Raw genomic sequence first — 20,443 nt, forward strand, 5'->3', positions numbered from 1 at the left:
CATTGGAAAAAGGCCGCCGAAACGGTCCTCGGCGGCCTCATACAGGTTTCGCGTTGCAACGCAAGGCGGTCAGGGCGCGCCGCCCTCCGTCTCCGCGTCGCCCGGCACCGTGCCCGCAGGGCCGAGCCGGATCGACCCGATCAGCGTGTCGCGCCGCTCCTGTCCCATCTCGAATTCGACCAGTTCCTCGCGCTGGTTCGGCCGTCCGAAATCGCGGATCAGCCGGGCGCGCAGTCGCGGCTTGCCGTTGGGATCGATCCGATCGCTCGCGAACAGGTTCGACCGCACGTCGAACCGTCCGCCCGGCGCGCGACGGATCACATATTCCTCCGGCCCGAACCCTGCGGTCATGTCGTCGGTCATGCGTCCGCCGATATGGCTCGTCCGGTTGCCGTAGAAGACGTTCTCGCCTGACGGTTCGAGGACGTGGAGATCGAGGTCGACGGCATCGGCGGTCCATTCCATCACCACGCGAACGTCGCTGTGCAGGTTGGCGACCAGACGCTCGTCCAGATCCGCGCTTCCGCCCAGCCGTTCCAGCCGGGGGATGAGCGCATTGGCTTCGCGCAGCGCGATGATTTCGATCCCGCTCCAGCGTGGATCGACGGGGGTCAGCGCGACGGTCTTGAGCAATCCGATCGCTTCGGCCAGCGCGGCCCGCGCCTCGGCCTCGCGCTGCTGCGGCGTCAGGTCGCTGCGGGCGAGCACGAGTTCGGCCTGCCGCGCCAGCGCCAGTGCGAGAAGGCGACTGGCCTGCGGGCGGTGGGTCTCGAGGCTTGCCTGCTTGCGGCGTAGCCATACGGGCGCCAGTCCCCATGCTTCGCGCTTGTTGGCGACCATCGCGTAGGTCGTGGCGTTGGCGAGCGGCAGTTCGAGCGCGCTGTCGAGGACGCGTAAGGCCCGGTCGCGGCGTCCCTGCGCCCACAACCAGTCGGCGGTATCGAGGTAGAAGCTCGGCAGGTCGCCGGCCTTCGCGTCCCATTCGGCATAGAGCGCGTCGAAGTTCGTGGGGTTCGCGTCGTAGGCCGCCAGATAGTCGCGATCCGGATAGCGCGCGTCGAGCGCGATGCGGATCGAACCGTCGTCGGCCGCTTCCTCGCTCATCTCTGCGGCCTGATCCGACAGGGCGGCAACCGGACTGACCGCCGACATCGAGTCCCGACCGACACGCGATCCCGTCACCACGATGCTTTCGCCGACGTCGGTATCGAGGTCGAGCTGTGGCGCAGGCGGCGGCGGCGGCGGTGGTGGTGGCGGTGGAGACGGCGGCATGTCGCCGCCTCGTTCGGGAACAGGTGGGGGCGAAGCGTCCGAGGTGCGCTGCGGGCTCACGGTCGGCGGCGGCACCCCGTTCCGCCGCTTGGGATCGGTCGACGGTGCCCGCCAGCTCAGGTCGAACTCGCGGCCCCACCATTCCTTCTCCGCTTCCCACATCGCCAGCACCGCGACGAAGCGATCCTCCTTGTCCTCCGCCTCGCGGATCGCGGCGTCCCGCGCGAGGCGACGATAGCGGGCGAGTTGCGGATGGTCGGCCTGCGGCGACACTCCGAACTGCACGTAATCCTCGATCCGATCGAGGCTCAGGAAAGGCAGGGTGGGCGAGGCGATCCCGTATCGGCGGCTGTGCGCGACGAACGCCTCGCGGTCGAGACCGGCGTCGAGCCGCGCCGCTTCGCGTGCTTCGAAGAGCACCGAGGCGCCGCTGGTCGCGGGCAGGTCGCCCGCAATCACGCGATGATCTCGGGTATCGGATCCGAATTCGACCCGCACCGCTTCCGGCATCCGCTCGCCCAGCTTCGCGATCAGTCGATACTGACCCTCGGGCGCGGGCAGCGCGACGAAGGGCGCCGCCACGCCGCCCGCCACCACCCGTTCGATGCCGGGCGCCGACCAGTCGGCGATCTCGCCCGCACGCAGCACGCGCCCGCCGCCGCGCGTCATGCTCTGGAGCAGCGGGAGGTTGGGCGCGGGCCCCGTCGCGATGACGTAGGTGCGCGCGCAGTCGGGGCCCGTATCGCCCGTGCCGTCGCTCACCTGTCCGTCGCTGACGTAGAAACAGGTGTCGGCATCGACCGGCGTCGGTGCGGCGTTGGCGCCGACATATTGCATGTCGCCGATCCGCGCGCGCATCGCGTCGATCGTGGTAAGGCCGCGACCCCGCCCGTCGTCCATCGTCGGCGCGAACGCCAGCCGTTCGGGCGACAGTGCGGTCACTGCCGCTTCGATCGTGCGCAGCGCGGCGGCATGGTCGTGATCGCGGCGCGAACGGCTGTTGTCCCAATGGACCGCCAGCGTCCCCGCTCGCCGTACCCGGCTGCGGGGCAGGTCGCCCGCCAGCTGGACATAGGTCTCGCCGGTCGCACCGTGGCGGCTGGCGAGCGTCGCATGATCGCCGGGCTCGAGCGCGGCGACGACCTCGCCCGTGCCGTCGCCCGATCGCGTGCCGCCGGGGTGCGTCACACTCCACCTCCCTGTCGTCTCGCCGAACCGCCACGCCAGGCTCGGGCGATCGCCGACCGGCACGGTGTAGCGCAGCACGATCCGGCGACCCTCGGGCCCCACGGGAAAGACCCGCGTGGTGAAGGCGCCGTCGCGCGTGATCTCGCCCAGGCCGGGATCGACCTGTCCGCGGACGAGCTGATCGAAACTCTCCACCGCCCGCGACTGATCGACGAGCGCACCCTCGATCAACTTGCCTTCGATCTCGAGCGCGTAGCCGGTGACGATCGCACCGGGGGGCAGGTCGATCGTCAGCCGCCCCTCGGTCCCCGCCTCGGGCGCGGTGAAGGTCATGTCCTGCCGGACCATGCCGACCGCGCCGCGGACGTGCACGTCGGCCTCGAATCGCGCCAGTGTCAGCGGGCGCACCATCGCCTCGTCTCGCACCCCGCGGGCGTAGGCGACCATAGAGGGATTGAGCGGCGCGGGTTCCTCGGCGGCCACATTCGCGGGCGCGGCCTGCTGCGCGAGCGCGGGCGCGGACGCGACAATGAGGGCAGTCAGACAGATGCCGACGCGAAGCGGAGAAAGATGACGCATGAACGATGTCCCCGAACCTGTGTTCGGAGAGATTTCATCGCAAAGCATTGAACAATCGGTGAATGGCGCGCCCGAGGCGCCCGTTCGTCTCTAGCTGTGCCGCGCCCAGACCCGCGTCGTCCCGTCGCGCATCAGGAGAAGCGTCGTATAGGGCTGGACATGGTCGCCATGCTCCATGCCGGGCGATCCCATCGGCATTCCGGGAACGGCAAGGCCTATCACGCCCCTGGGCTTTTCCTTCAGCAGCCGCTCGATGTCGGCCACGGGAACGTGCCCCTCGATCGTATAGCCCTCGACGCGCGAGGTGTGGCAGCTGGCATAGCCGCTCTGCACGCCCGCCTTGGCCTTGAAGGCCATCATGTCGGCTTCGTTCACGACGCGCACCTCGTGGCCCGCCGCTTTCATCCGTTCCGCCCATTTCAGGCAGCAGCCACAGCCCTCGCTGCGGTGCATGACGATCTCGGCCGCGTGCGCGGCGGTCGTCGAGAAGGCGAGGAGGAGCGCGACGGCGGTGTGGCGAAACATGGTGCAATCTCCGACAGGAATGACCTTGTCGCCTATATACCGGTCGATGACGAATGCGTGAACGAAAAACCCCCGGCGTCCCTGACAGGGAAACCGGGGGTCCTTCTCTCCTGACGGAGCCCGTCAAGTTTCTCGTTTAGTCGTCGTCGTCGCCGACGAGGAAGGCGGGCTTGTGGTCGGGGTTGCCGTCCTGCTTGCCTTCGCCGCCATTGTCGTCACGACCACCGTCGCGCCGGGGGCCGCGTCCACGACCGCCACCGTCGCGACCGCCGCCGCGGGGACCGCGACCACCGTCACGACCACGGCCACCGCCATCACGACCGCCGCCGTCACGACCGCCATCCCTTCTGGGGCCTTTCTCGCGGGGCGGGCGGCTGTCTTCCAGCTCTTCGCCGGTTTCCTGGTCGACGACACGCATCGACAGGCGGACCTTGCCGCGATTGTCGATCTCGAGCAGCTTGACGAGGACTTCCTGTCCTTCGCTCAGCTCGTCGCTGACCTTCTCGACCCGCTCGTTCTTGATTTCCGACACGTGGACGAGGCCGTCCTTGCCGGGCATGAACGTCACGAACGCGCCGAAATCGACGATGTTGGCGACCTTGCCGGTGTAGATCTTGCCCACTTCGGGCTCGGCGACGATGCCTTCGATCCACGCCTTGGCGGCCTCGATCTCGCTCACGTCGGACGAGGAGATCTTGACGATTCCTTCGTCGTCGATGTCGACCTTGGCGCCGGTTTCCGCGACGATTTCGCGAATGACCTTGCCGCCCGTGCCGATGATGTCGCGGATCTTGTCCTTGGCGACCTGCATCGTCTCGATCCGCGGCGCGTGCGCCGACAGTTCGGTGCGGCTGGTGTCGAGGGCCTTGGCCATTTCGCCGAGGATGTGCTTGCGGCCGTCGCTCGCCTGGGCAAGCGCGGTCTTCATGATTTCCTCGGTGATGCCGGCGACCTTGATGTCCATCTGAAGGCTGGTGATGCCTTCCTCGGTGCCCGCGACCTTGAAGTCCATGTCGCCGAGGTGATCTTCGTCACCCAGGATGTCCGACAGAACGGTATAGTCGTCGCCCTCGAGGATGAGGCCCATCGCGATGCCCGACACGGGACGTTCGATCGGAACGCCCGCATCCATCATCGACAGACAGCCGCCGCACACGGTCGCCATCGAGGACGAGCCGTTCGACTCGGTGATGTCCGACAGGATGCGGATGGTGTAGGGGAAGTCCTCCTGGCTCGGCAGCACCGGGTGCAGCGCGCGCCATGCGAGCTTGCCGTGACCGGTCTCGCGGCGGCTGGTGAAGCCGAAGCGGCCCACTTCACCGACCGAATAGGGCGGGAAGTTGTAGTGCAGCATGAAGGGCGAGTAGCTGAGCCCCTCGAGGCCGTCGATCATCTGCTCGGCGTCCTTGGTGCCGAGCGTGGTCGTGCAGATCGCCTGCGTTTCGCCGCGGGTGAACAGCGCCGAACCATGCGTGCGGGGCAGCAGGCCGACCATCGCTTCGATCGGGCGGACCTCGTTGGTCTTGCGGCCGTCGATGCGCTGGCCATCCTTGAGGATCGCCTTGCGAACGATGTCGCTTTCCAGCTTCTTCACGAGCTTCAGGCGGCCCATATATTCGGCCGGATCGCTTTCCTCGAGGCTGGAATAATGCTCGCGCGCCTTGGTCCGCGCGTCGTTGATCGCGTTCTGCCGCTCTTGCTTGTCGGTGAGCTTGTAGGCAGCGGCGAGGTCGTCGCCGATGACGCCGCGAAGTTCGTCGATCTTCGATGACTTGTCCTCGACCGTGTCCAGTTCCCACGGATCCTTGGCGGCCTTTTCGGCCAGTTCGATGATCGCCTTCACAACCGTCTTCGACGCATCGTGCGCGAACTGGACGGCGCCGAGCATTTCCTCTTCGGTCAGCTCCTTGGCTTCCGATTCCACCATCATCACGGCGTCGTGCGTGGCGGCGACGACGAGGTCGAGACGACCTTCCTCGAAGATGTCCGAGACCTTGGGGTTCAGCACATATTCGCCGTCGACGAAGCCGACGCGTGCGGCGCCGATCGGACCCATGAAGGGCACGCCCGAGATCGTCAGCGCGGCCGATGCCGCGATCATCGCAAGGACGTCAGGCTCGTTCTCGCCGTCATAGCTCAGCACCTGTGCGATGACGTTGATTTCGTTGTAGAAGCCCTCAGGGAACAGCGGGCGGACCGGACGGTCGATCAGGCGGCTGGTGAGCGTTTCCTTTTCGGTCGGTCGAGCCTCGCGCTTGAAAAAGCCCCCGGGGATGCGCCCGGCGGCTGAAAACTTTTCCTGGTAATTCACGGTGAGCGGGAAGAAGTCCTGGCCTTCCTTCACGCCGCGCGCGGCGGTGACGGCGCACAGCACCACGGTTTCGCCGAGCGTCGCCATGACGGCTCCGTCGGCCTGACGGGCGACGTGGCCCGTTTCCAGCTTGAGGGTCTGATCGCCAAGCTGGGTTTCAACAGTTTTGATATCGAACATATATGGTGTCACCCGCCGGCCGGATGCCGCTGCGGGGCCTCTTGATGTGCAGGCTGTCCGGCCTGCGGCGGTTCGGGGCTGTAGTCTTCTGCCCCGCGGATGGCCCCACCGGATTGCGGGGCGCGGATAAGAGAAAGGGCGCCGCTGGGACGCCCTTTCGTGAAACTGGCTACTTACGCAGGCCGAGGCTCTTGATGAGGTCGGTGTAGCGGTCGTGGTCCTTGCGCTTCAGATAGTCGAGAAGCGAACGACGCTTGTTGACCATCATGAGAAGGCCACGACGCGAGTGGTTGTCCTTCTTGTGGTCCTTGAAATGGTCGGTGAGCGTGTTGATGCGGTCGGTCAGGATCGCGACCTGCACTTCGGTGGAACCGGTGTCGCCTTCGCCGCGACCATATTCCTTGGCCAGTTCGGCCTTGCGTTCAACAGTGATCGACATCGGGTCATCCTTTCGTCAAAAATCTACAGATTGAACCCGCGCAGGACGGCGACTTCGCCATCCACCACCTCGACCAGCGCGATGGGGGTATCACCCTCCATCGCCAGATGCTGCCCGGGCGGTGCGGGGTGCCCGTCGAGGCGCTGCCCATGTTTGAGGGCGCGTGCTTCGTCGGGCGTCACGAAGAGGGCCGGGATGTCGTCCAGCCCCGCCGTCAGCGGGAGAACCCCCTCGTTCAAGGAGCGCGCCTTAGCCATTTCGTCCCATTTGTCCAGCGAAATCGCCTGAGCCAGGCCGAACGGACCGGCGCGCGTCCGTCTCAACATGGTGACGTGTCCGCGCGATCCAACCGCCAATGCGATGTCCCGTGCGAGGGATCGGATATAGGTTCCCTTCGAAACGCTGGCCGTCAGCGTGATTTCCTCCAGCCGGTCGTCCGGCGACGCATCGTCCGGCGGATCGCACACGGTCAGCGAATGGATCGTGACCGTGCGACTGTCCAACACCACGGCCTCGCCCGCCCGGGCGCGTTCGTAGGCCCGCTTTCCGTCGACCTTGAGCGCGCTGTAGGCGGGGGGCATCTGCTCGATCGTCCCGACAACTTCCACCATCGCGTCAGCTAACTGTTGCCGTGTCGGGCGATGGTCGCTGGTGGCGATCACCGCGCCCTCGGTATCCAATGTTTCGGTCTCCTCGCCGAACCGGATCGTGAACGTATAATCCTTGCTGGCATCGAGCATCCGGCCCGCCAGCTTGGTCGCTTCTCCGATCGCGATCGGCAGCACCCCGCTCGCGAGGGGGTCGAGCGTGCCGCCGTGGCCGACCTTGGGCTTGCGGAACCCGGCCTCGCGAAGACCGCGCTTGATCCGCGACACGCAGGGCGTCGAGCCGATGCCGACCGGCTTGTCGAGGATGATCCAGCCGTGAAGCACGCGATCAGGCCTGCGAGGGACGCGGGATGTCGAGCCCCAGCTGCCGCTCCACCCCCTCGGCCTCGCGAAGCGCGGCGAAGAAGTGGCGGCGGCACAACGCGACGTAGCGATCGTTCCCGCCGACCTCCGCCTGCGGGCCTTCGCGGACCGCGAACCCGTCGGCATCGACGCGAAGGTTCATCGTCGCCTTCGCCCCGCATTCGCAGACTGCTTTCAGCTCGACGAGCTTGTCGGCCAGCGCCAGCAACGCGGCGCTGCCGGGGAAAAGCCGACCCTGGAAATCGGTGCGCAGACCGTAGCAGAGCACCGGTATGTCGAGCCCATCGACGATCTCGACCAGTTCGAGCACGTGGCGCTGAGTCAGGAACTGGGCTTCATCGACGAGCACGCAATCGACGTCCTGCTGCGCTTCCTGCCGCATCACGGTCGCGAGCATCGAGGCATCGTCCGAAAAGGCGAATGCCTTGGATTCCAGCCCGATGCGCGATCCGATCCGCCCCGACCCCTCGCGCGTGTCGATCGCGCTGGTCCAGAGCATGGTGTTCATGCCGCGCTCGCGATAGTTGAAGTCGGTCTGCAGCAGGGTCGTGGACTTGCCCGCATTCATCGCCGCATAATAGAAATAGAGCTTGGCCATGAGGCCTCTTAGCTTCCCAGACCAAATGGTGACAATGACCCGTCCGACGAAACATACGCGCGCCATTCTGTGGGGAGTGCTCTCGCTTCCGGGCTTGTGGATCGCCTCGCGATGGCTCCTGACACCCGACGATTATGGCTACGGACATGCGATCGGCGACACCGGCGACTGGGCAGCCTGGTTGCTGATGGTGACACTCGCGGTCACGCCGATCAAGCTGGCGTTCCGGCGATCGAGGATCGCGAAATGGCTGGTGCGCCGACGCCGCGATCTGGGAGTTGCGAGCTTCGTCTATGCCGCGGGGCACACGGCGATCTACCTGTGGCAGAAGGGATCGTTCGATACGATCGCATCGGAGTTCGGCACCGACTATATTTGGACGGGTTGGGCTGCGCTGGCGCTGTTCGTGCCGCTGGCGCTAACGTCCAACGACGCGTCGATGCGCTGGCTCAGGCAATCGTGGAAAACGTTGCACCGCCTCGTCTATCCGGCGACGCTGCTCGTCTTCCTGCACTGGGTCTGGTCGGCGTTCGATCCGACCACCGCCTGGATCCACGTCGGGATCATGGCGGCGATCGTTTCGATACGGCTCTGGTTGGAGTGGCGGGTGCGCCGTTCCTAGAGCGTGACGTACTGGCGGAAGCGCGCGACCTCGGCCTCGTCGACATATTTGCCGATCTCGCGGTCGAATTCGGCCATGTCCTCGTAGGGACGATATTCCTCGAACTCGTGAACCATCTGGTCGGTCATGCCGGGGACGAGACGAATGGCCTCTTCGCTGGCGTCGTTGAGGTTGATCGGCACGAACAGCCGCTCGCGCACCGCCGCGGCCTGCGCATCGTCGAGCGATCCCATCAGCACGTCGTTGAAGGCGACGACATCGGCATAGGGCTGCCCCGCGACGATCGCGGCGGCAAGTTCGGGGCTGACGCCGTCGATCGCGGCAAGCTGCTCTTCGCTGGCAGTGCTTGCATCGACAACACCGTCGGTGGCCGCCATCTCGGACGTATCGGCGGCCATGTCATCGGCCATCATCTCGTTGGTCGTGGGGGCCTCGGCGGTGGTCTCGTCGGCATCGCCACAAGCGGACAAGGCGAGCGCGCCGGCGAGGGTCAGGGAAAGAGTATAACGCATGAATGATCCTTTATTGCTAAGGGTTCGCATTAGCATGTTTTGCGTGGAAGCGAAGCGAATTCGCAGATGCGGACGGAAGGCTCTTATTCTTCCCCGTCACCCAGGTCGCGCGCCACCTTGTCGGAGCGCAGCAGGCTGTCGATCTTCCCGCCCGCGTCGAAACTCTCGTCGCGCTTGAACTTGAGGCTGGCGGCGAACTTCATCTGCACGCGCTTCGACACTTCTCCGCGCAGGTAGCGAACGTTGCGTTTCAGGGCGTCGAGGATCTCGTCCTCGTTCTCGCCGAGAAGCGATTTCACGAAAACGGTCGCATGTTTGAGGTCGGGGCTCATGCGCACTTCGGTGACCGAAACGGTCGCCGATGACAGCGCTTCGTCGTGCACGTCGCCGCGCGAGAGCACCTCGGCTAGCGCGTGGCGCACCTGTTCGCCGACGCGGAGCATGCGGACGCTGGGTTCGGTGGAGGAGGCTCGGTTCTTCATCGTCTCATTCCCGGGGCGGCGGGGGCAGGGCGGCCTGCCCCCGTCCGGCTCAGAGAACGCGTTCGCGCTCTTCGACTTCGAAGATTTCGAGCATGTCGCCCGCTTCGATGTCGTTCGTGTCTTCGAGGACGGCACCGCATTCGGTTCCGGCTTCGACTTCCTTCACGTCGTCCTTGAAACGGCGCAGCGAGGCGATCGTGGTCTTGGACACGATGACATCGTCGCGGGTCAGACGGGCGTGGAGGCCCAACTTGATGACACCGTCGACAACGAGGAGGCCCGCGGCCTTGTCCTTCTTGCCCGACTTGAAGACCTGCTTCACCTCGGCGCGACCGACGACATGTTCGATCATCTCGGGGCCGAGTTCGCCCGCCATCGCTTCCTTCACCCAGTCGGTGAGGTGGTAGATGACGTCGTAGTAGCGGAACTCGACCTGGTCGCGCTTGGCGATTTCCTTCGCCTTGGCGTTGGGCCGCACGTTGAAGCCGATGATCGGCGCACCCGAGCTGGCCGCCAGCGTGACGTCGCTTTCGGTGATGGCGCCGACGCCCGAATGGATGACGCGCACCTCGATATCGTCGGTCGAGATCTTGTTGACCGCGTTGACGACCGCTTCAGACGTGCCCTGAACGTCGGTCTTGACGATCAGCGGGAAGGAGATCGTTTCCGAGCCCTTCTTGTCGAACATGCTTTCCAGGCTCATCGGCGCGGTGGTGGTGCGCTTCTTGTCGAGTACGCCCTGACGATATTCGGCGACCTCGCGGGCACGCGTCTCGTTCTCGACGACCGTAAAGGCATCGCCCGCAGCGGGAACGCCCGACAGGCCGAGCACTTCGACGGGGAAGGCGGGACCCGCCTCCTTCACGCGGCGACCACGATCGTCGACCAGCGCGCGGACCTTGCCCGCCGCCGGACCCGCGACGAACACGTCGCCGACCTTCAGCGTGCCGCGGTTGACCAGCACGGTCGCGACGGGGCCGCGGCCCTTGTCGAGCCGGGCTTCCACCACGGTGCCGTCGGCGGCGCGGTCGGGATTGGCCTTCAATTCGAGCAGTTCGGCCTGCAGGTTGATCGCCTCGATCAGCTTGTCGATGCCGGTGTTTTCCTTCGCGGACACCTCGACGTCCTGCACGTCGCCCGACATCGCCTCGACGATGACTTCGTGCTGCAGCAGTTCTTCGCGAACTTTCTGCGGGTTGGACCCGGCGGTGTCGATTTTGTTGATCGCGATGATCATTGGCACCTTGGCGGCCTTGATATGGTTGATCGCCTCGATCGTCTGCGGCTTGATGCCGTCATCGGCGGCCACCACCAGAATGGCGAGGTCGGTGACGTTGGCACCGCGCGCGCGCATCTCGGTAAAGGCCTCATGGCCCGGCGTGTCGAGGAAGGTGATCGGATCGGCGTCCTTGGGCGCGACCTGATAGGCCCCGATATGCTGGGTAATGCCGCCGGCTTCGCCCGCCTGGACATCGGCGCCGCGGATGGCGTCGAGCAGCGAGGTCTTGCCGTGATCGACATGGCCCATGACCGTGACGATCGGCGGACGCGCCTTCAGCGTCTCTTCGGCATCCACGTCCTCGGTCGTGTCGATATCGACATCCGCCTCGGAGACGCGTTTCACCGTGTGACCGAATTCGTTGACGAGCAGTTCGGCGGTGTCTTGGTCGATGTTTTGGTTGACCGTCACCATCATGCCCATGTTGAAGAGCGACTTGACGAGATCGGCGGCCTTTTCGCCCATTCGCTTGGCCAGATCGCCGACCGTGATGCTGTCGGGCACCTGGACGTCGCGATACTGCTTCTCGCGCGGACCCGAATGGCCCTGCTGCGCCCGCTTTTCCTTCTCGCGGGCGCGCTTCAATGCGGCGAGGCTGCGTGCGCGGCCACCGCCGTCACCGCGCAGCGCGCGATTGACAGTCAGCTTGCCCGAACGGCGATCGGGGGCCGGACGACCCTTGTCTTCCTTCTTGCGGCTGGGCTTCACACGGCGATCGTCGCCCACGGGCGCCTTGCCGGCGGGGGCGGCCTGTGCGGGCTGCGAGGCGGCGCGCTTAGCGTCTTCCTCGGCCTTGCGGGCATCCTCTTCGGCCTGGCGAGCGGCTTCTTCCTCGGCCTTGCGATTTTCCTCGGCGCGACGGGCTTCTTCCTCTTGCGCGTTGGCCTTGGCCTTCTCGTCGCGGCGACGCGATTCCTCCAGCGCTGCCATCCGCGCGTCCTCGGCCTCACGCGCCATGCGGGCAACACGCTCGCGGCGCTCGGCGTCGCTTTCGGCGCGCTTGGGCGCGGGCTTCGCTGCTTCGGGCTTGCGCGCCTTGGGCTTGGGCGCAGGTTCGGGCGCTTCGGTCTTCTTGACCTCTTCCTTCGCCTCGGGCTTCGCGTCGCCCGGCTTCAGGATGCGCCGCTTCTTGACCTCGACCACGACGGTGTTCGACCGGCCATGACTGAAGCTCTGCTTGACCTGTCCCGCCTCGACTGTCTTCTTGACGCCAAGCGGGGCACGGGTTCCAAGCTTTTTCTTCTCGTCGCTCAACTCTTATTCCTTCGTTTCATCGTCATCGCCGACAGCGGCCGGTGCGGCGGAAGGCCCGCCGTTTAGCCCAGCATCGGTTCCATTGAAAGCATGCCAGCGGGCGAGCGATTGGCGCACCCGTCTGGCGGCACCGCCATCGACCAGCGCGAGATGGACGGCGTTACCGCGTCCCAGCGCTGCTGCCAATGTGGTGCGATCGAACGGCAGAACAAGGCCCTGCCGGTGGCCGATCTCTTCGCTGCCCCCCATGCGCCAGCCCTGCGCAAGCGAGGATTTGCCGTCCTCGCCCGCATCCGCCGCGTGGAGGAGGAGGTGCACTTCGCCCTTGCGACAGGCGACCTCGACACGCTCGGCACCGCTGATGAGCTGGCCGCTGCGGGCTTCGAGGCCCAGGCGATCGAGAAAATGCCGCTTCAGCTGCGCGTCCACCATTCCCGCGAGGTCGTCGGGGATGATCAGCTTGCCGGTCTTGAAGGCGCGGGACAGCGCGCCCTTCAGCTTGCCCGACGCCTGCGCTTCATCGAGTTCGGTACGGGTCGCGCCGACATAGGCGCCGCGTCCTGGCGCACGGGCGCGGATGTCGGGCGCCACCTGTCCTTCGGGCCCGAGCGCAAGGCGCACGAGGTCGTCCTTGGGCGCACGGCGGCGGGTCAGCACGCACATGCGCTCCGGCCCGCGCTCCTCGTTCAGCGCGGTCGCTTCGACGTCAGTGGCGTCTAGAAGGCGATCATTGGTTCCCATCCGCGTCCGCGTCCTCCTGTTCGGGCGCGGCGTCGGCGGGAGCCTTTGCCTCGTCTTCGTTGCTCGTGTCTTCGTCTTCGAACCAGTGGGCACGGGCAGCCATGATGATCTCGTTGCCTTGCTCTTCGGTCAGGCCATAGTCGCCCAGCACGCCGCCCTTGTCCTCGACCTTGCGCGTGTCGTTGCGGCGGCGGGGACCCTGGTTGCGCTTCTGGATCAGCTCGTCGGTGGCCAGATCGGCGACATCGTCGAGCGTCTTCAAGCCCGCTTCGCCCAGCGTCACGGCCATCGCTTCGGTCATGTGCGGCAGATCCGCGACATCGTCCTCGACGCCGAGTTCACGGCGCTTCTCGCGCGCCGCCTCTTCCTGACGATCAAGCGCTTCCTTGGCGCGGCTTTGGAGTTCCTCGGCGATTTCCTCGTCGAGGCCTTCGATGGTCGAGAGTTCTTCCTGCGGAACGTAGGCCGCTTCCTCGAGGCTGGTGAAGCCTTCGGCGACCAGCAGCTGCGCGAGGGTCTCGTCGACGTCCAGTTCTTCTTGGAACATCTCGGTGCGCTCGGCGAATTCCTTCTGCCGCTTCTCGCTGGCATCCTCTTCGGTGAGAATGTCGATCTGGCTGTCGGTCAGCTGGCTGGCGAGGCGCACGTTCTGGCCGCGACGCCCGATGGCGAGCGACAGCTGGTCGTCGGGAACGACTACTTCAATGCGGCCCTCTTCCTCGTCGATCACGACGCGGCTGACCGTGGCGGGCTGGAGCGCGTTGACGACGAAGGTCGCAAGGTCCTCGGACCAGGGAATGATGTCGATCTTCTCGCCCTGCAATTCCTGGACGACCGCCTGAACGCGGCTGCCCTTCATGCCGACGCAGGCGCCGACGGGGTCGATCGAGCTGTCGTAGCTGATGACGCCGATCTTGGCGCGGCTGCCCGGGTCGCGCGCGGCGGCCTTGATCTCGATGATGCCGTCGTAGATTTCGGGGACTTCCTGCGCGAACAGCTTGCGCATGAAATCGGGGTGAGCGCGCGACAGGAAGATCTGCGGACCGCGGGTTTCGCGGCTGACGCGCAGGATCAGGCTGCGAATGCGATCACCGACGCGGACCATTTCGCGCGGAATCTGCGCATCGCGGCGGATGACGCCCTCGGCGCGGCCGAGATCGACGACCACGTGACCGAATTCGACGCGCTTCACGACGCCGGTGATGACCTCGCCGCCGCGGTCCTTGAATTCCTCGTACTGGCGCTCGCGCTCGGCATCCCTGACCTTTTGGAAGATCACCTGCTTGGCGGCCTGCGCCGCGATGCGCCCGAATTCGATCGGGGGCAGCGGATCGACGATGAAGTCGCCGACCGATGCGCCATCCTGCAGCTTCTGCGCGGCCTTGGGGTCGATTTCCTTGAACTGGTCCTCGACCTCTTCGACCACTTCCAGCACCCGCCACAGGCGAAGGTCGCCGGTATTGCCGTCGAGCTTGGCGCGAATGTCGTTTTCCTGGCCGTAACGGGCGCGAGCGGCACGCTGGATCGCGTCTTCCATCGCCTCGATGACGATGGCTTTGTCGATCAGCTTCTCGCGCGCGACCGCGTCGGCGATGGCAAGCAGTTCGGCCTTGTTCGCGGTGGCCGCGGCAGGAGGCGTGGTAGCCATATTACGCGTCTTCCTCTTCGGTGATATCGTCGGCGCCCTCGGTCGAGAGCGGCTGGGTTTCCTGAATGAGCTTTTCGGTGAGCAGCAGCTTGGCATCCTCGATCATGTCGAACGGAATCTCGTGCTGCTTGTCGTGATCGTCGGTCAGCGCGATCATCCGCGCGCTCTCGTCGAGACCGTCGATCGTGCCCTTGTACTTGCGCTGCCCGTCCTTCTTCGCTTCCAGCGTGATCCGCGCAAGATGACCTTGCCAGTCGGCAAAGTCCTGCAAGCGGGTCAGCGGGCGATCGATGCCGGGCGAGGACACCTCGAGGCGATAGGCATGGTCGATCGGGTCGGCGGCTTCCAGCGGTTCGTCGAGCGCGCGGCTGATGTCGGCGCAATCGTCGATCGTCAACTGACGCGTGTCGGGACGCTCGGCCATGACCTGCAACGTCGGTTCATCGGATCCACCGATCATCGCGACGCGCACGAGGTTGAATCCCATCGCTTCCACGACGGGTTCGATGATCTCGGCGATGCGTTTCGTATCGGCCAATCGGCGCTCCTTGAACAATGCATATCCCATTGCCGCCGCAACCGGCTTCGGCTGCGGCCCTATCATCTCGCGATGTCAGGGATGAGGCGCATATAGGCACAATGTCCCCTTCACGCAAGGCGCGATGCAGCTATGGTGGTGGTTGATGCGTTCCCCCCCGCGAGACCCTCAGGAGACACACTTCATGCGCCTTTCGCTAATCGCCCTCGCCCTGCCGCTCGCCGCCTGCTACGGCGCAACGACCGAACCCCAGACTGCCAATCCCGGCATGCCGGCACCCGACACGGGCGAAGCGCCGACGAACAGCGCGGCACCCGTCACGCGGCCCGCCTCGAAGATTTCGGGCGATGCGCGCCCGTTTACGGTGCAGTCGCTCGGCCAGTATGACGAGCCGTGGGGGGCCGAATTCATGCCGGGCAGCAACCTGCTCTTCATCACGGGCAAGAAGGGCGAGTTGTGGTTCCGCGACGTCGAGACCGGTACGACGGGAGAGGTCAGCGGGCTGCCGCAGGTCGATTATGGCGGCCAGGGCGGTTTCGGCGACATCGCCTTCGGACCCGACTGGGAAAGCCCGATGGGGCAGGGCGGCGATCTCTACATGAGCTGGGTCGAAGCGGGCAGCGGCAACAGCCGGGGCGCGGTGGTCGGCAAGGGCAAGCTGCTCTGCGAAAGCCCGACGGCCTGCGAACTGACGGGCGTCGAGGTGCTGTGGCGGCAGGACAAGACCGAAGGACGCGGGCACTATTCGCATCGCATCCATTTCTCGCCGGACGGGCAGTATCTGTTCGTCACCAGCGGCGACCGCCAGGAACAGGATCCGGCGCAGGATCCGTCGAACAATCTGGGCACGGTGCTGCGTCTCAATCTCGACGGCACCGCGGCAAGTGGCAATCCGATGTACGATCAGGGCGGCAGCACCGCGCAGATCTACAGCTGGGGACACCGCAACAGCCTCGGCCTCGATTTCGCCCCCGACGGACAGCTCTGGCAGATCGAGATGGGCCCCAAGCATGGCGACGAATTGAATTTGATCCGCGCCGGCCAGAACTATGGTTGGCCCGAGCGCAGCTACGGCGACAATTACAACGGCGTTCCGATTCCCGACCACGAGCCGGGCGACGGTTTCGCCCAGCCCGCCGCCTACTGGGATCCGGCGACCAGCCCCGCGAGCCTCCTGATCTATTCGGGCAACCTCTTCCGTGCCTGGACCGGCGATGCGCTGATCCCGGGGTTGTCGGGACAGGAACTGAACCTCGTCTCGCTCGACGGCGGCCGTGCCACGTCGATGGAGGTCTATGACATGGGCGCCCGCATCCGCGAAGTCGTCGAAGGACCCGACGGTTCGGTCTATCTTCTCGAGGACGACGGTCGCGGCAGCGAAGGACGGCTTCTGCGTCTGCGACCGCGCGGCTGACGGACACGGTCTACCTATGAAAAAAGGGGCGGCGCCTTTCGGCACCGCCCCTTTTTCGTTCGTTCAGTTCTCCGAAACTACTGCGGCTGCGGGATGCGGCGGAGATACGGCTTGTCGGCCTTGAACTCGCCGTACTTGGCGCGCGCGTCCTCGTCCGAAACGCTCGGGGGGATGATGACATCGTCGCCGGGGTTCCAGTTGACGGGCGTGGCGACCGCCTTGTTCTCGGTAATCTGGATCGAGTCGAGCAGGCGCAGCACCTCGCCGAAGTTGCGGCCAGAGGTCATCGGGTAGAGCAGCATGGCGCGGATCTTCTTGTCCGGCCCGATGATGTACACGGTGCGAACCGTCGCATTGGTCGCGGCGGTCCGGCCTTCGCTGCTGCCCTCTTCGTCGGCGGGGAGCATGTTGTAGAGCTTCGAGACCTCGAGTTCGGTATCGCCGATCACGGGATAGTCGACCTCGTTCCCCGATACGTCATTGATGTCGGGAAGCCAGCGCTGGTTGTCGTCAGTGTCGTCCACCGACAGGGCGATGATCTTCGTGTCGCGCTTGGCGAACTCGTCCTTGAGGCCCGCCATGTAGCCGAGCTCGGTCGTGCAGACGGGTGTGAAGGCCTTGGGATGCGAGAAGAGGATCGCGTAGCTATCGCCGATCCAGTCGTGAAAGCTGATCTCCCCCAAGGTCGTCTGGGCAGTGAAATCGGGGGCGGTCGAGCCGATCGAAAGCGTCATGGATGCGTCTCCTCGTAATACGTCGCGGGTTCGGGGCTTAGATGGGGCGCGCGGTGCGGCCCGCAACCCCTTCAGTCGGCGACCGGTTCGAACGGCACGTCGATTTCGCTGCGCCGTTCGAGGAACGGCGGCACGCGAAGGCCCTTGGAGCGCAGGAAGTCGGGATTGAACAGCCGCGACTGGTAGCGCGAGGCCGGGTCGCACAGGATGGTCACGATCGTGTGGCCGGGTCCCATTTCCTTCGCCATGCGGATCGCCCCCGCGACATTGATCCCCGACGACAGGCCGAGCGCCAGCCCCTCTTCCTCAAGCAGGCCGAAACTGACGTCGAGGCTTTCCTGGTCTTCGACGCGGAAGGCGTGATCGACCTCGAGTCCCTCGAGGTTGCCGGTGATGCGGCCCTGTCCGATGCCCTCGGTGATCGAGGATCCCTCCGCGGCCAGTTCGCCGGTCGTGAAGTAACTGTAGAGCGCCGCGCCCGGAGGATCGACGATTCCGATCCGGATATCCGCTCGCCGATCGCGCAGCGCCATGGCGCAGCCGGCCAGCGTTCCCCCGGTCCCGACCGCACAGACGAAACCGTCGACCTTCTCCTCCGTCTGCTCCCAGATTTCGGGCGCGGTCGTTTCGACATGGGCTTGGCGGTTGGCGGGATTGTCGAACTGGTCGGCGAACATCGCGCCTTCGCCCAGTTCCGCCGCGAGCTTCTCGGCAAGGCGACCGGCGATCTTCACGTAATTGTTGGGATTTTTGTAGGGCACGGCGGGGACCTCGACGAGCTGCGCACCGAGCATTCGAAGCGCGTCCTTCTTCTCATCGGTTTGCGTTTCGGGAATGACGATGACGGTCTTCATGCCGAGCGCGTTGCCAACCATCGTCAGTCCGATACCGGTGTTGCCCGCGGTGCCGTCGACGATCGTTCCGCCCCGTTCGATCCGTCCCTTGTCCATCGCATCGAGGACGAGAAACTTGGCCGCGCGATCCTTGACGGACTGGCCGGGGTTCATCCATTCGGCCTTGCCGAGAATGGTGCAGCCGGTTTCTTCGCTGGCGCGGCGGAGCTTGATGAGCGGCGTATTGCCGATGGCGTCGAGGACGGAGTCTTTCATGACGTCCAACCTAGGAAGCGCGGCGCAGCGACGAAACCCTATTTGCGCCGATAGCGCAGATAATAGGGCCGCCGTCCCTCGCGCCGCGCCTTGGCGGCGTAGCGGGTATCGATCCAGCCCCCCGGCTTTTCCAGAAATCCGTCGGCGTCCTCGCAAAGCCATTCGAACCGCGAGCGGTGCGCGCTGCGCTGCATCACCATCAGGCTCCACGCGAGATAGACCGGATGATCGGTCGCGAGGCGGAATTCCCCGCCGGGTTGGAGCTTGGCGGCGATCAGGTCGAGCGGGCCGTCGTTCATCATCCGCCGCTTGGCGTGCCGCGCCTTGGGCCAGGGGTCGGGGTGGAGCAGATAGACGAACATCAGGCTGGCGTCGGGCACCCGATCAAGCACCGGCAGCGCATCGCCCATCTCGACCCGGACGTTTGCGAGCGCACCGTCGCGGATATGGGTCAGCGCCTGCGCCGCGCCATTGATGAAAGGCTCGCAGCCGATAAAGCCGTGATCGGGCAGCAGATCCGCACGATGGGCGAGATGTTCGCCCCCGCCGAACCCGATCTCGAAATGCAGCGGGCGGTCGTCTCCGAACAGGCGCCGCGCCGTAAGCGGGCCGTCGGCAGGCACCGCGATCTGCGGCAACAGGCTGTCGATCAGGTCCTGCTGACCCCGTCGCAGCTTGCGCGTGCTGGTCCGGCCGTACAGCCGGTTGATGGTGGTCGGATCGCCTTTGGAAGATGCGGACATGGCAACAGGACGGACGTGGGGACGACGCGACGTGCGCCTAGCCTTCGACCGCGGCCTTCAGATCCTCGACCAGGTCGGTGCGTTCCCACGGGAAGTGATCGCCGTCGGCGGTGCGGCCGAAATGGCCGTAGGCCGCGCTCTTCTCGTAGATGGGCTTGTTGAGGCCCAGTACCGTGCGGATCCCGCGCGGAGTGAGACCACCCAGTTTCTCGATCCTTCCGATCGCGGCCTCGAGCGCGTCGTCGGCATGCGTGCCAGTACCATCGGTATCGACATAGAGCGACAGGGGCTCGCTGACCCCGATCGCATAGGCGAGCTGGATCGTGCAGCGCTTGGCGAGGCCTGCGGCGACGATATTCTTGGCCAGATAGCGCGCGATGTAGGCGGCCGATCGATCGACCTTGGTCGGATCCTTGCCGCTGAAAGCACCTCCGCCGTGAGGGGCCGCGCCGCCATAGGTGTCGACGATGATCTTGCGACCGGTCAGCCCCGCGTCACCATCGGGACCGCCGATCTCGAACGCGCCAGTCGGATTGATGTGCCAGACGGTGTCGTCCGACAGCCAGCCTTCGGGCAACACGTCCCGAACGACGCCGCGAACATAATTCTTGAGTTCCGCTTCCTTGTCGCCCTCGTGATAGCCCTTGGCATGCTGCGTCGACACGACGAGCGCGGTGCAGGCGACGGGACGGCCGTCTTCGTAGCGCAATGTCACCTGGCTCTTGGCATCGGGTTCGAGGAAGGGGGCGGCGCCCGACTTGCGATCGGCCGCGAGCTTCTCGAGGATCTTGTGACTGTAGTCGAGGGTCGCGGGCATGAAGTCCGGCGTCTCGTCGCAGGCGAAACCGAACATGATGCCCTGATCGCCCGCACCCTCGTCCTTGTTGCCTGCCGCATCGACGCCCTGCGCGATTTCGGACGACTGGCCGTGGAGGTGGTTCTCGAAGGTCAGGCTTTCCCAATGAAAACCGTCCTGCTCGTACCCGATTTCGCGGACGGTGCGGCGCACCGCCTGTTCGATCTCGTCCCGCGCGCCGGGGGCCCAACCGCCATTCTCGGCCCAGTCGGCATTGTTCATGTCGTACATCGACGCGCAGCGGATCTCGCCCGACAGGATGACGCGCTGGGTCGTGGTCATGGTCTCGCAGGCGACGCGCGCCTCGGGATCCTTGGCGAGCATCAGATCGACGATGGCGTCGGAAATCTGGTCGGAAACCTTGTCGGGATGGCCCTCGGAAACGCTTTCCGAGGTGAAGAGATAGGTTTTGCGCATGGAAATCCTGTTGGGTCCGAATTGGCGTGGA

18 protein-coding genes are annotated in these 20,443 nt (G+C 65.5%); 2 read left to right on the forward strand and 16 right to left on the reverse strand.

Going from position 1 to position 20,443, the window contains the following annotated elements; genetic code table 11:
• Positions 1-69: 69 nt before the first annotated feature.
• From WJT74_RS01315 to WJT74_RS01340, 6 genes are all read right to left on the reverse strand, one after another.
• Positions 70-3,039 carry a VIT domain-containing protein gene (locus WJT74_RS01315; RefSeq protein WP_343345940.1) on the reverse strand — a complete coding sequence of 990 codons (2,970 nt, stop codon included), beginning with the start codon at positions 3,037-3,039 and terminating at the stop codon, positions 70-72.
• A gap of 90 nt (positions 3,040-3,129) precedes the next feature.
• Positions 3,130-3,564: a DUF411 domain-containing protein gene (locus WJT74_RS01320; protein WP_343345942.1), complete on the reverse strand. Its 435-nt coding sequence runs from the start codon at positions 3,562-3,564 to the stop codon at positions 3,130-3,132.
• A 136-nt stretch (positions 3,565-3,700) separates the two neighbouring features.
• Positions 3,701-6,055, reverse strand: a complete 2,355-nt coding sequence (gene pnp / locus WJT74_RS01325; RefSeq protein WP_343345944.1) for a polyribonucleotide nucleotidyltransferase — start codon at positions 6,053-6,055, stop codon at positions 3,701-3,703.
• Between the two features lie 169 nt (positions 6,056-6,224).
• Complete coding sequence (gene rpsO, locus WJT74_RS01330) at positions 6,225-6,494, reverse strand: 30S ribosomal protein S15 (protein ID WP_343345946.1); 270 nt, start codon at positions 6,492-6,494, stop codon at positions 6,225-6,227.
• Between the two features lie 23 nt (positions 6,495-6,517).
• The gene (gene truB / locus WJT74_RS01335) at positions 6,518-7,426 is read right to left on the reverse strand and encodes a tRNA pseudouridine(55) synthase TruB (protein ID WP_343345949.1); all 909 of its coding nucleotides are present in this window, start codon (positions 7,424-7,426) and stop codon (positions 6,518-6,520) included.
• A 4-nt stretch (positions 7,427-7,430) separates the two neighbouring features.
• Positions 7,431-8,063, reverse strand: a complete 633-nt coding sequence (locus WJT74_RS01340) for a thymidine kinase (RefSeq protein WP_343345952.1) — start codon at positions 8,061-8,063, stop codon at positions 7,431-7,433.
• 34 nt (positions 8,064-8,097) lie between these two features.
• Between WJT74_RS01340 and WJT74_RS01345 the strand changes: the two genes are divergently transcribed.
• Positions 8,098-8,685 carry a sulfite oxidase heme-binding subunit YedZ gene (locus tag WJT74_RS01345; RefSeq protein ID WP_343345954.1) on the forward strand — a complete coding sequence of 196 codons (588 nt, stop codon included), beginning with the start codon at positions 8,098-8,100 and terminating at the stop codon, positions 8,683-8,685.
• Here the strand turns inward: WJT74_RS01345 and WJT74_RS01350 are convergent.
• From WJT74_RS01350 to rimP, 6 genes are all read right to left on the reverse strand, one after another.
• Positions 8,682-9,197 carry a hypothetical protein gene (locus WJT74_RS01350; protein WP_343345956.1) on the reverse strand — a complete coding sequence of 172 codons (516 nt, stop codon included), beginning with the start codon at positions 9,195-9,197 and terminating at the stop codon, positions 8,682-8,684. The two genes, WJT74_RS01345 and WJT74_RS01350, sit on opposite strands and share 4 nt — an antisense overlap.
• Before the next feature lie 83 nt (positions 9,198-9,280).
• The gene (gene rbfA, locus WJT74_RS01355) at positions 9,281-9,679 is read right to left on the reverse strand and encodes a 30S ribosome-binding factor RbfA (protein ID WP_343345958.1); all 399 of its coding nucleotides are present in this window, start codon (positions 9,677-9,679) and stop codon (positions 9,281-9,283) included.
• A 49-nt stretch (positions 9,680-9,728) separates the two neighbouring features.
• Positions 9,729-12,212, reverse strand: a complete 2,484-nt coding sequence (gene infB, locus WJT74_RS01360; RefSeq protein ID WP_343345960.1) for a translation initiation factor IF-2 — start codon at positions 12,210-12,212, stop codon at positions 9,729-9,731.
• A 3-nt stretch (positions 12,213-12,215) separates the two neighbouring features.
• Positions 12,216-12,953, reverse strand: coding sequence for a DUF448 domain-containing protein (locus WJT74_RS01365; RefSeq protein ID WP_343345964.1), 738 nt, complete (start codon positions 12,951-12,953; stop codon positions 12,216-12,218).
• Positions 12,940-14,601 carry a transcription termination factor NusA gene (nusA, locus tag WJT74_RS01370; protein WP_343345966.1) on the reverse strand — a complete coding sequence of 554 codons (1,662 nt, stop codon included), beginning with the start codon at positions 14,599-14,601 and terminating at the stop codon, positions 12,940-12,942. The genes WJT74_RS01365 and nusA overlap by 14 nt, the downstream gene beginning before the upstream one ends.
• 1 nt (position 14,602) lies before the next feature.
• Positions 14,603-15,139 carry a ribosome maturation protein RimP gene (rimP, locus tag WJT74_RS01375; RefSeq protein ID WP_343345968.1) on the reverse strand — a complete coding sequence of 179 codons (537 nt, stop codon included), beginning with the start codon at positions 15,137-15,139 and terminating at the stop codon, positions 14,603-14,605.
• Between the two features lie 184 nt (positions 15,140-15,323).
• Here rimP and WJT74_RS01380 point away from each other — a divergent pair, with 184 nt between their 5' ends.
• The gene (locus WJT74_RS01380; RefSeq protein ID WP_343345970.1) at positions 15,324-16,553 is read left to right on the forward strand and encodes a PQQ-dependent sugar dehydrogenase; all 1,230 of its coding nucleotides are present in this window, start codon (positions 15,324-15,326) and stop codon (positions 16,551-16,553) included.
• Positions 16,554-16,630: 77 nt separating this feature from the next.
• Here WJT74_RS01380 and WJT74_RS01385 read toward each other — a convergent pair whose 3' ends face one another.
• From WJT74_RS01385 to metK, 4 genes are all read right to left on the reverse strand, one after another.
• Positions 16,631-17,287: a peroxiredoxin gene (locus WJT74_RS01385; RefSeq protein ID WP_343345972.1), complete on the reverse strand. Its 657-nt coding sequence runs from the start codon at positions 17,285-17,287 to the stop codon at positions 16,631-16,633.
• Positions 17,288-17,358: 71 nt separating this feature from the next.
• Positions 17,359-18,396 (reverse strand): cysteine synthase A, encoded by a 1,038-nt coding sequence (locus WJT74_RS01390; RefSeq protein WP_343345974.1) that lies wholly within the window; start codon positions 18,394-18,396, stop codon positions 17,359-17,361.
• A gap of 38 nt (positions 18,397-18,434) precedes the next feature.
• On the reverse strand, positions 18,435-19,139 hold the full coding sequence (gene trmB / locus WJT74_RS01395; RefSeq protein ID WP_343345977.1) for a tRNA (guanine(46)-N(7))-methyltransferase TrmB: 705 nt from the start codon (positions 19,137-19,139) through the stop codon (positions 18,435-18,437).
• Positions 19,140-19,176: 37 nt separating this feature from the next.
• Positions 19,177-20,412, reverse strand: coding sequence for a methionine adenosyltransferase (metK, locus tag WJT74_RS01400; protein WP_343345979.1), 1,236 nt, complete (start codon positions 20,410-20,412; stop codon positions 19,177-19,179).
• Between the last annotated feature and the right edge of the window lie 31 nt (positions 20,413-20,443).

Origin of the sequence: Sphingomicrobium sp. XHP0239, assembly GCF_039555325.1 — a bacterium.
GTDB classification, from domain to species: domain Bacteria; phylum Pseudomonadota; class Alphaproteobacteria; order Sphingomonadales; family Sphingomonadaceae; genus Sphingomicrobium; species Sphingomicrobium maritimum.

Excerpts from the sequence above, each read along its gene's own strand:
- WJT74_RS01315 (WP_343345940.1), bottom strand. The coding sequence starts at position 3,039 with ATGCGTCATCTTTCTCCGCTTCGCGTCGGCATCTGTCTGACTGCCCTC.
- WJT74_RS01320 (WP_343345942.1), bottom strand. The coding sequence starts at position 3,564 with ATGTTTCGCCACACCGCCGTCGCGCTCCTCCTCGCCTTCTCGACGACC.
- pnp (WP_343345944.1), bottom strand. The coding sequence starts at position 6,055 with ATGTTCGATATCAAAACTGTTGAAACCCAGCTTGGCGATCAGACCCTC.
- rpsO (WP_343345946.1), bottom strand. The coding sequence starts at position 6,494 with ATGTCGATCACTGTTGAACGCAAGGCCGAACTGGCCAAGGAATATGGT.
- WJT74_RS01340 (WP_343345952.1), bottom strand. The coding sequence starts at position 8,063 with ATGGCCAAGCTCTATTTCTATTATGCGGCGATGAATGCGGGCAAGTCC.
- WJT74_RS01345 (WP_343345954.1), top strand. The coding sequence starts at position 8,098 with ATGACCCGTCCGACGAAACATACGCGCGCCATTCTGTGGGGAGTGCTC.
- WJT74_RS01350 (WP_343345956.1), bottom strand. The coding sequence starts at position 9,197 with ATGCGTTATACTCTTTCCCTGACCCTCGCCGGCGCGCTCGCCTTGTCC.
- rbfA (WP_343345958.1), bottom strand. The coding sequence starts at position 9,679 with ATGAAGAACCGAGCCTCCTCCACCGAACCCAGCGTCCGCATGCTCCGC.
- WJT74_RS01365 (WP_343345964.1), bottom strand. The coding sequence starts at position 12,953 with ATGGGAACCAATGATCGCCTTCTAGACGCCACTGACGTCGAAGCGACC.
- nusA (WP_343345966.1), bottom strand. The coding sequence starts at position 14,601 with ATGGCTACCACGCCTCCTGCCGCGGCCACCGCGAACAAGGCCGAACTG.
- WJT74_RS01380 (WP_343345970.1), top strand. The coding sequence starts at position 15,324 with ATGCGCCTTTCGCTAATCGCCCTCGCCCTGCCGCTCGCCGCCTGCTAC.
- WJT74_RS01385 (WP_343345972.1), bottom strand. The coding sequence starts at position 17,287 with ATGACGCTTTCGATCGGCTCGACCGCCCCCGATTTCACTGCCCAGACG.
- WJT74_RS01390 (WP_343345974.1), bottom strand. The coding sequence starts at position 18,396 with ATGAAAGACTCCGTCCTCGACGCCATCGGCAATACGCCGCTCATCAAG.
- trmB (WP_343345977.1), bottom strand. The coding sequence starts at position 19,139 with ATGTCCGCATCTTCCAAAGGCGATCCGACCACCATCAACCGGCTGTAC.
- metK (WP_343345979.1), bottom strand. The coding sequence starts at position 20,412 with ATGCGCAAAACCTATCTCTTCACCTCGGAAAGCGTTTCCGAGGGCCAT.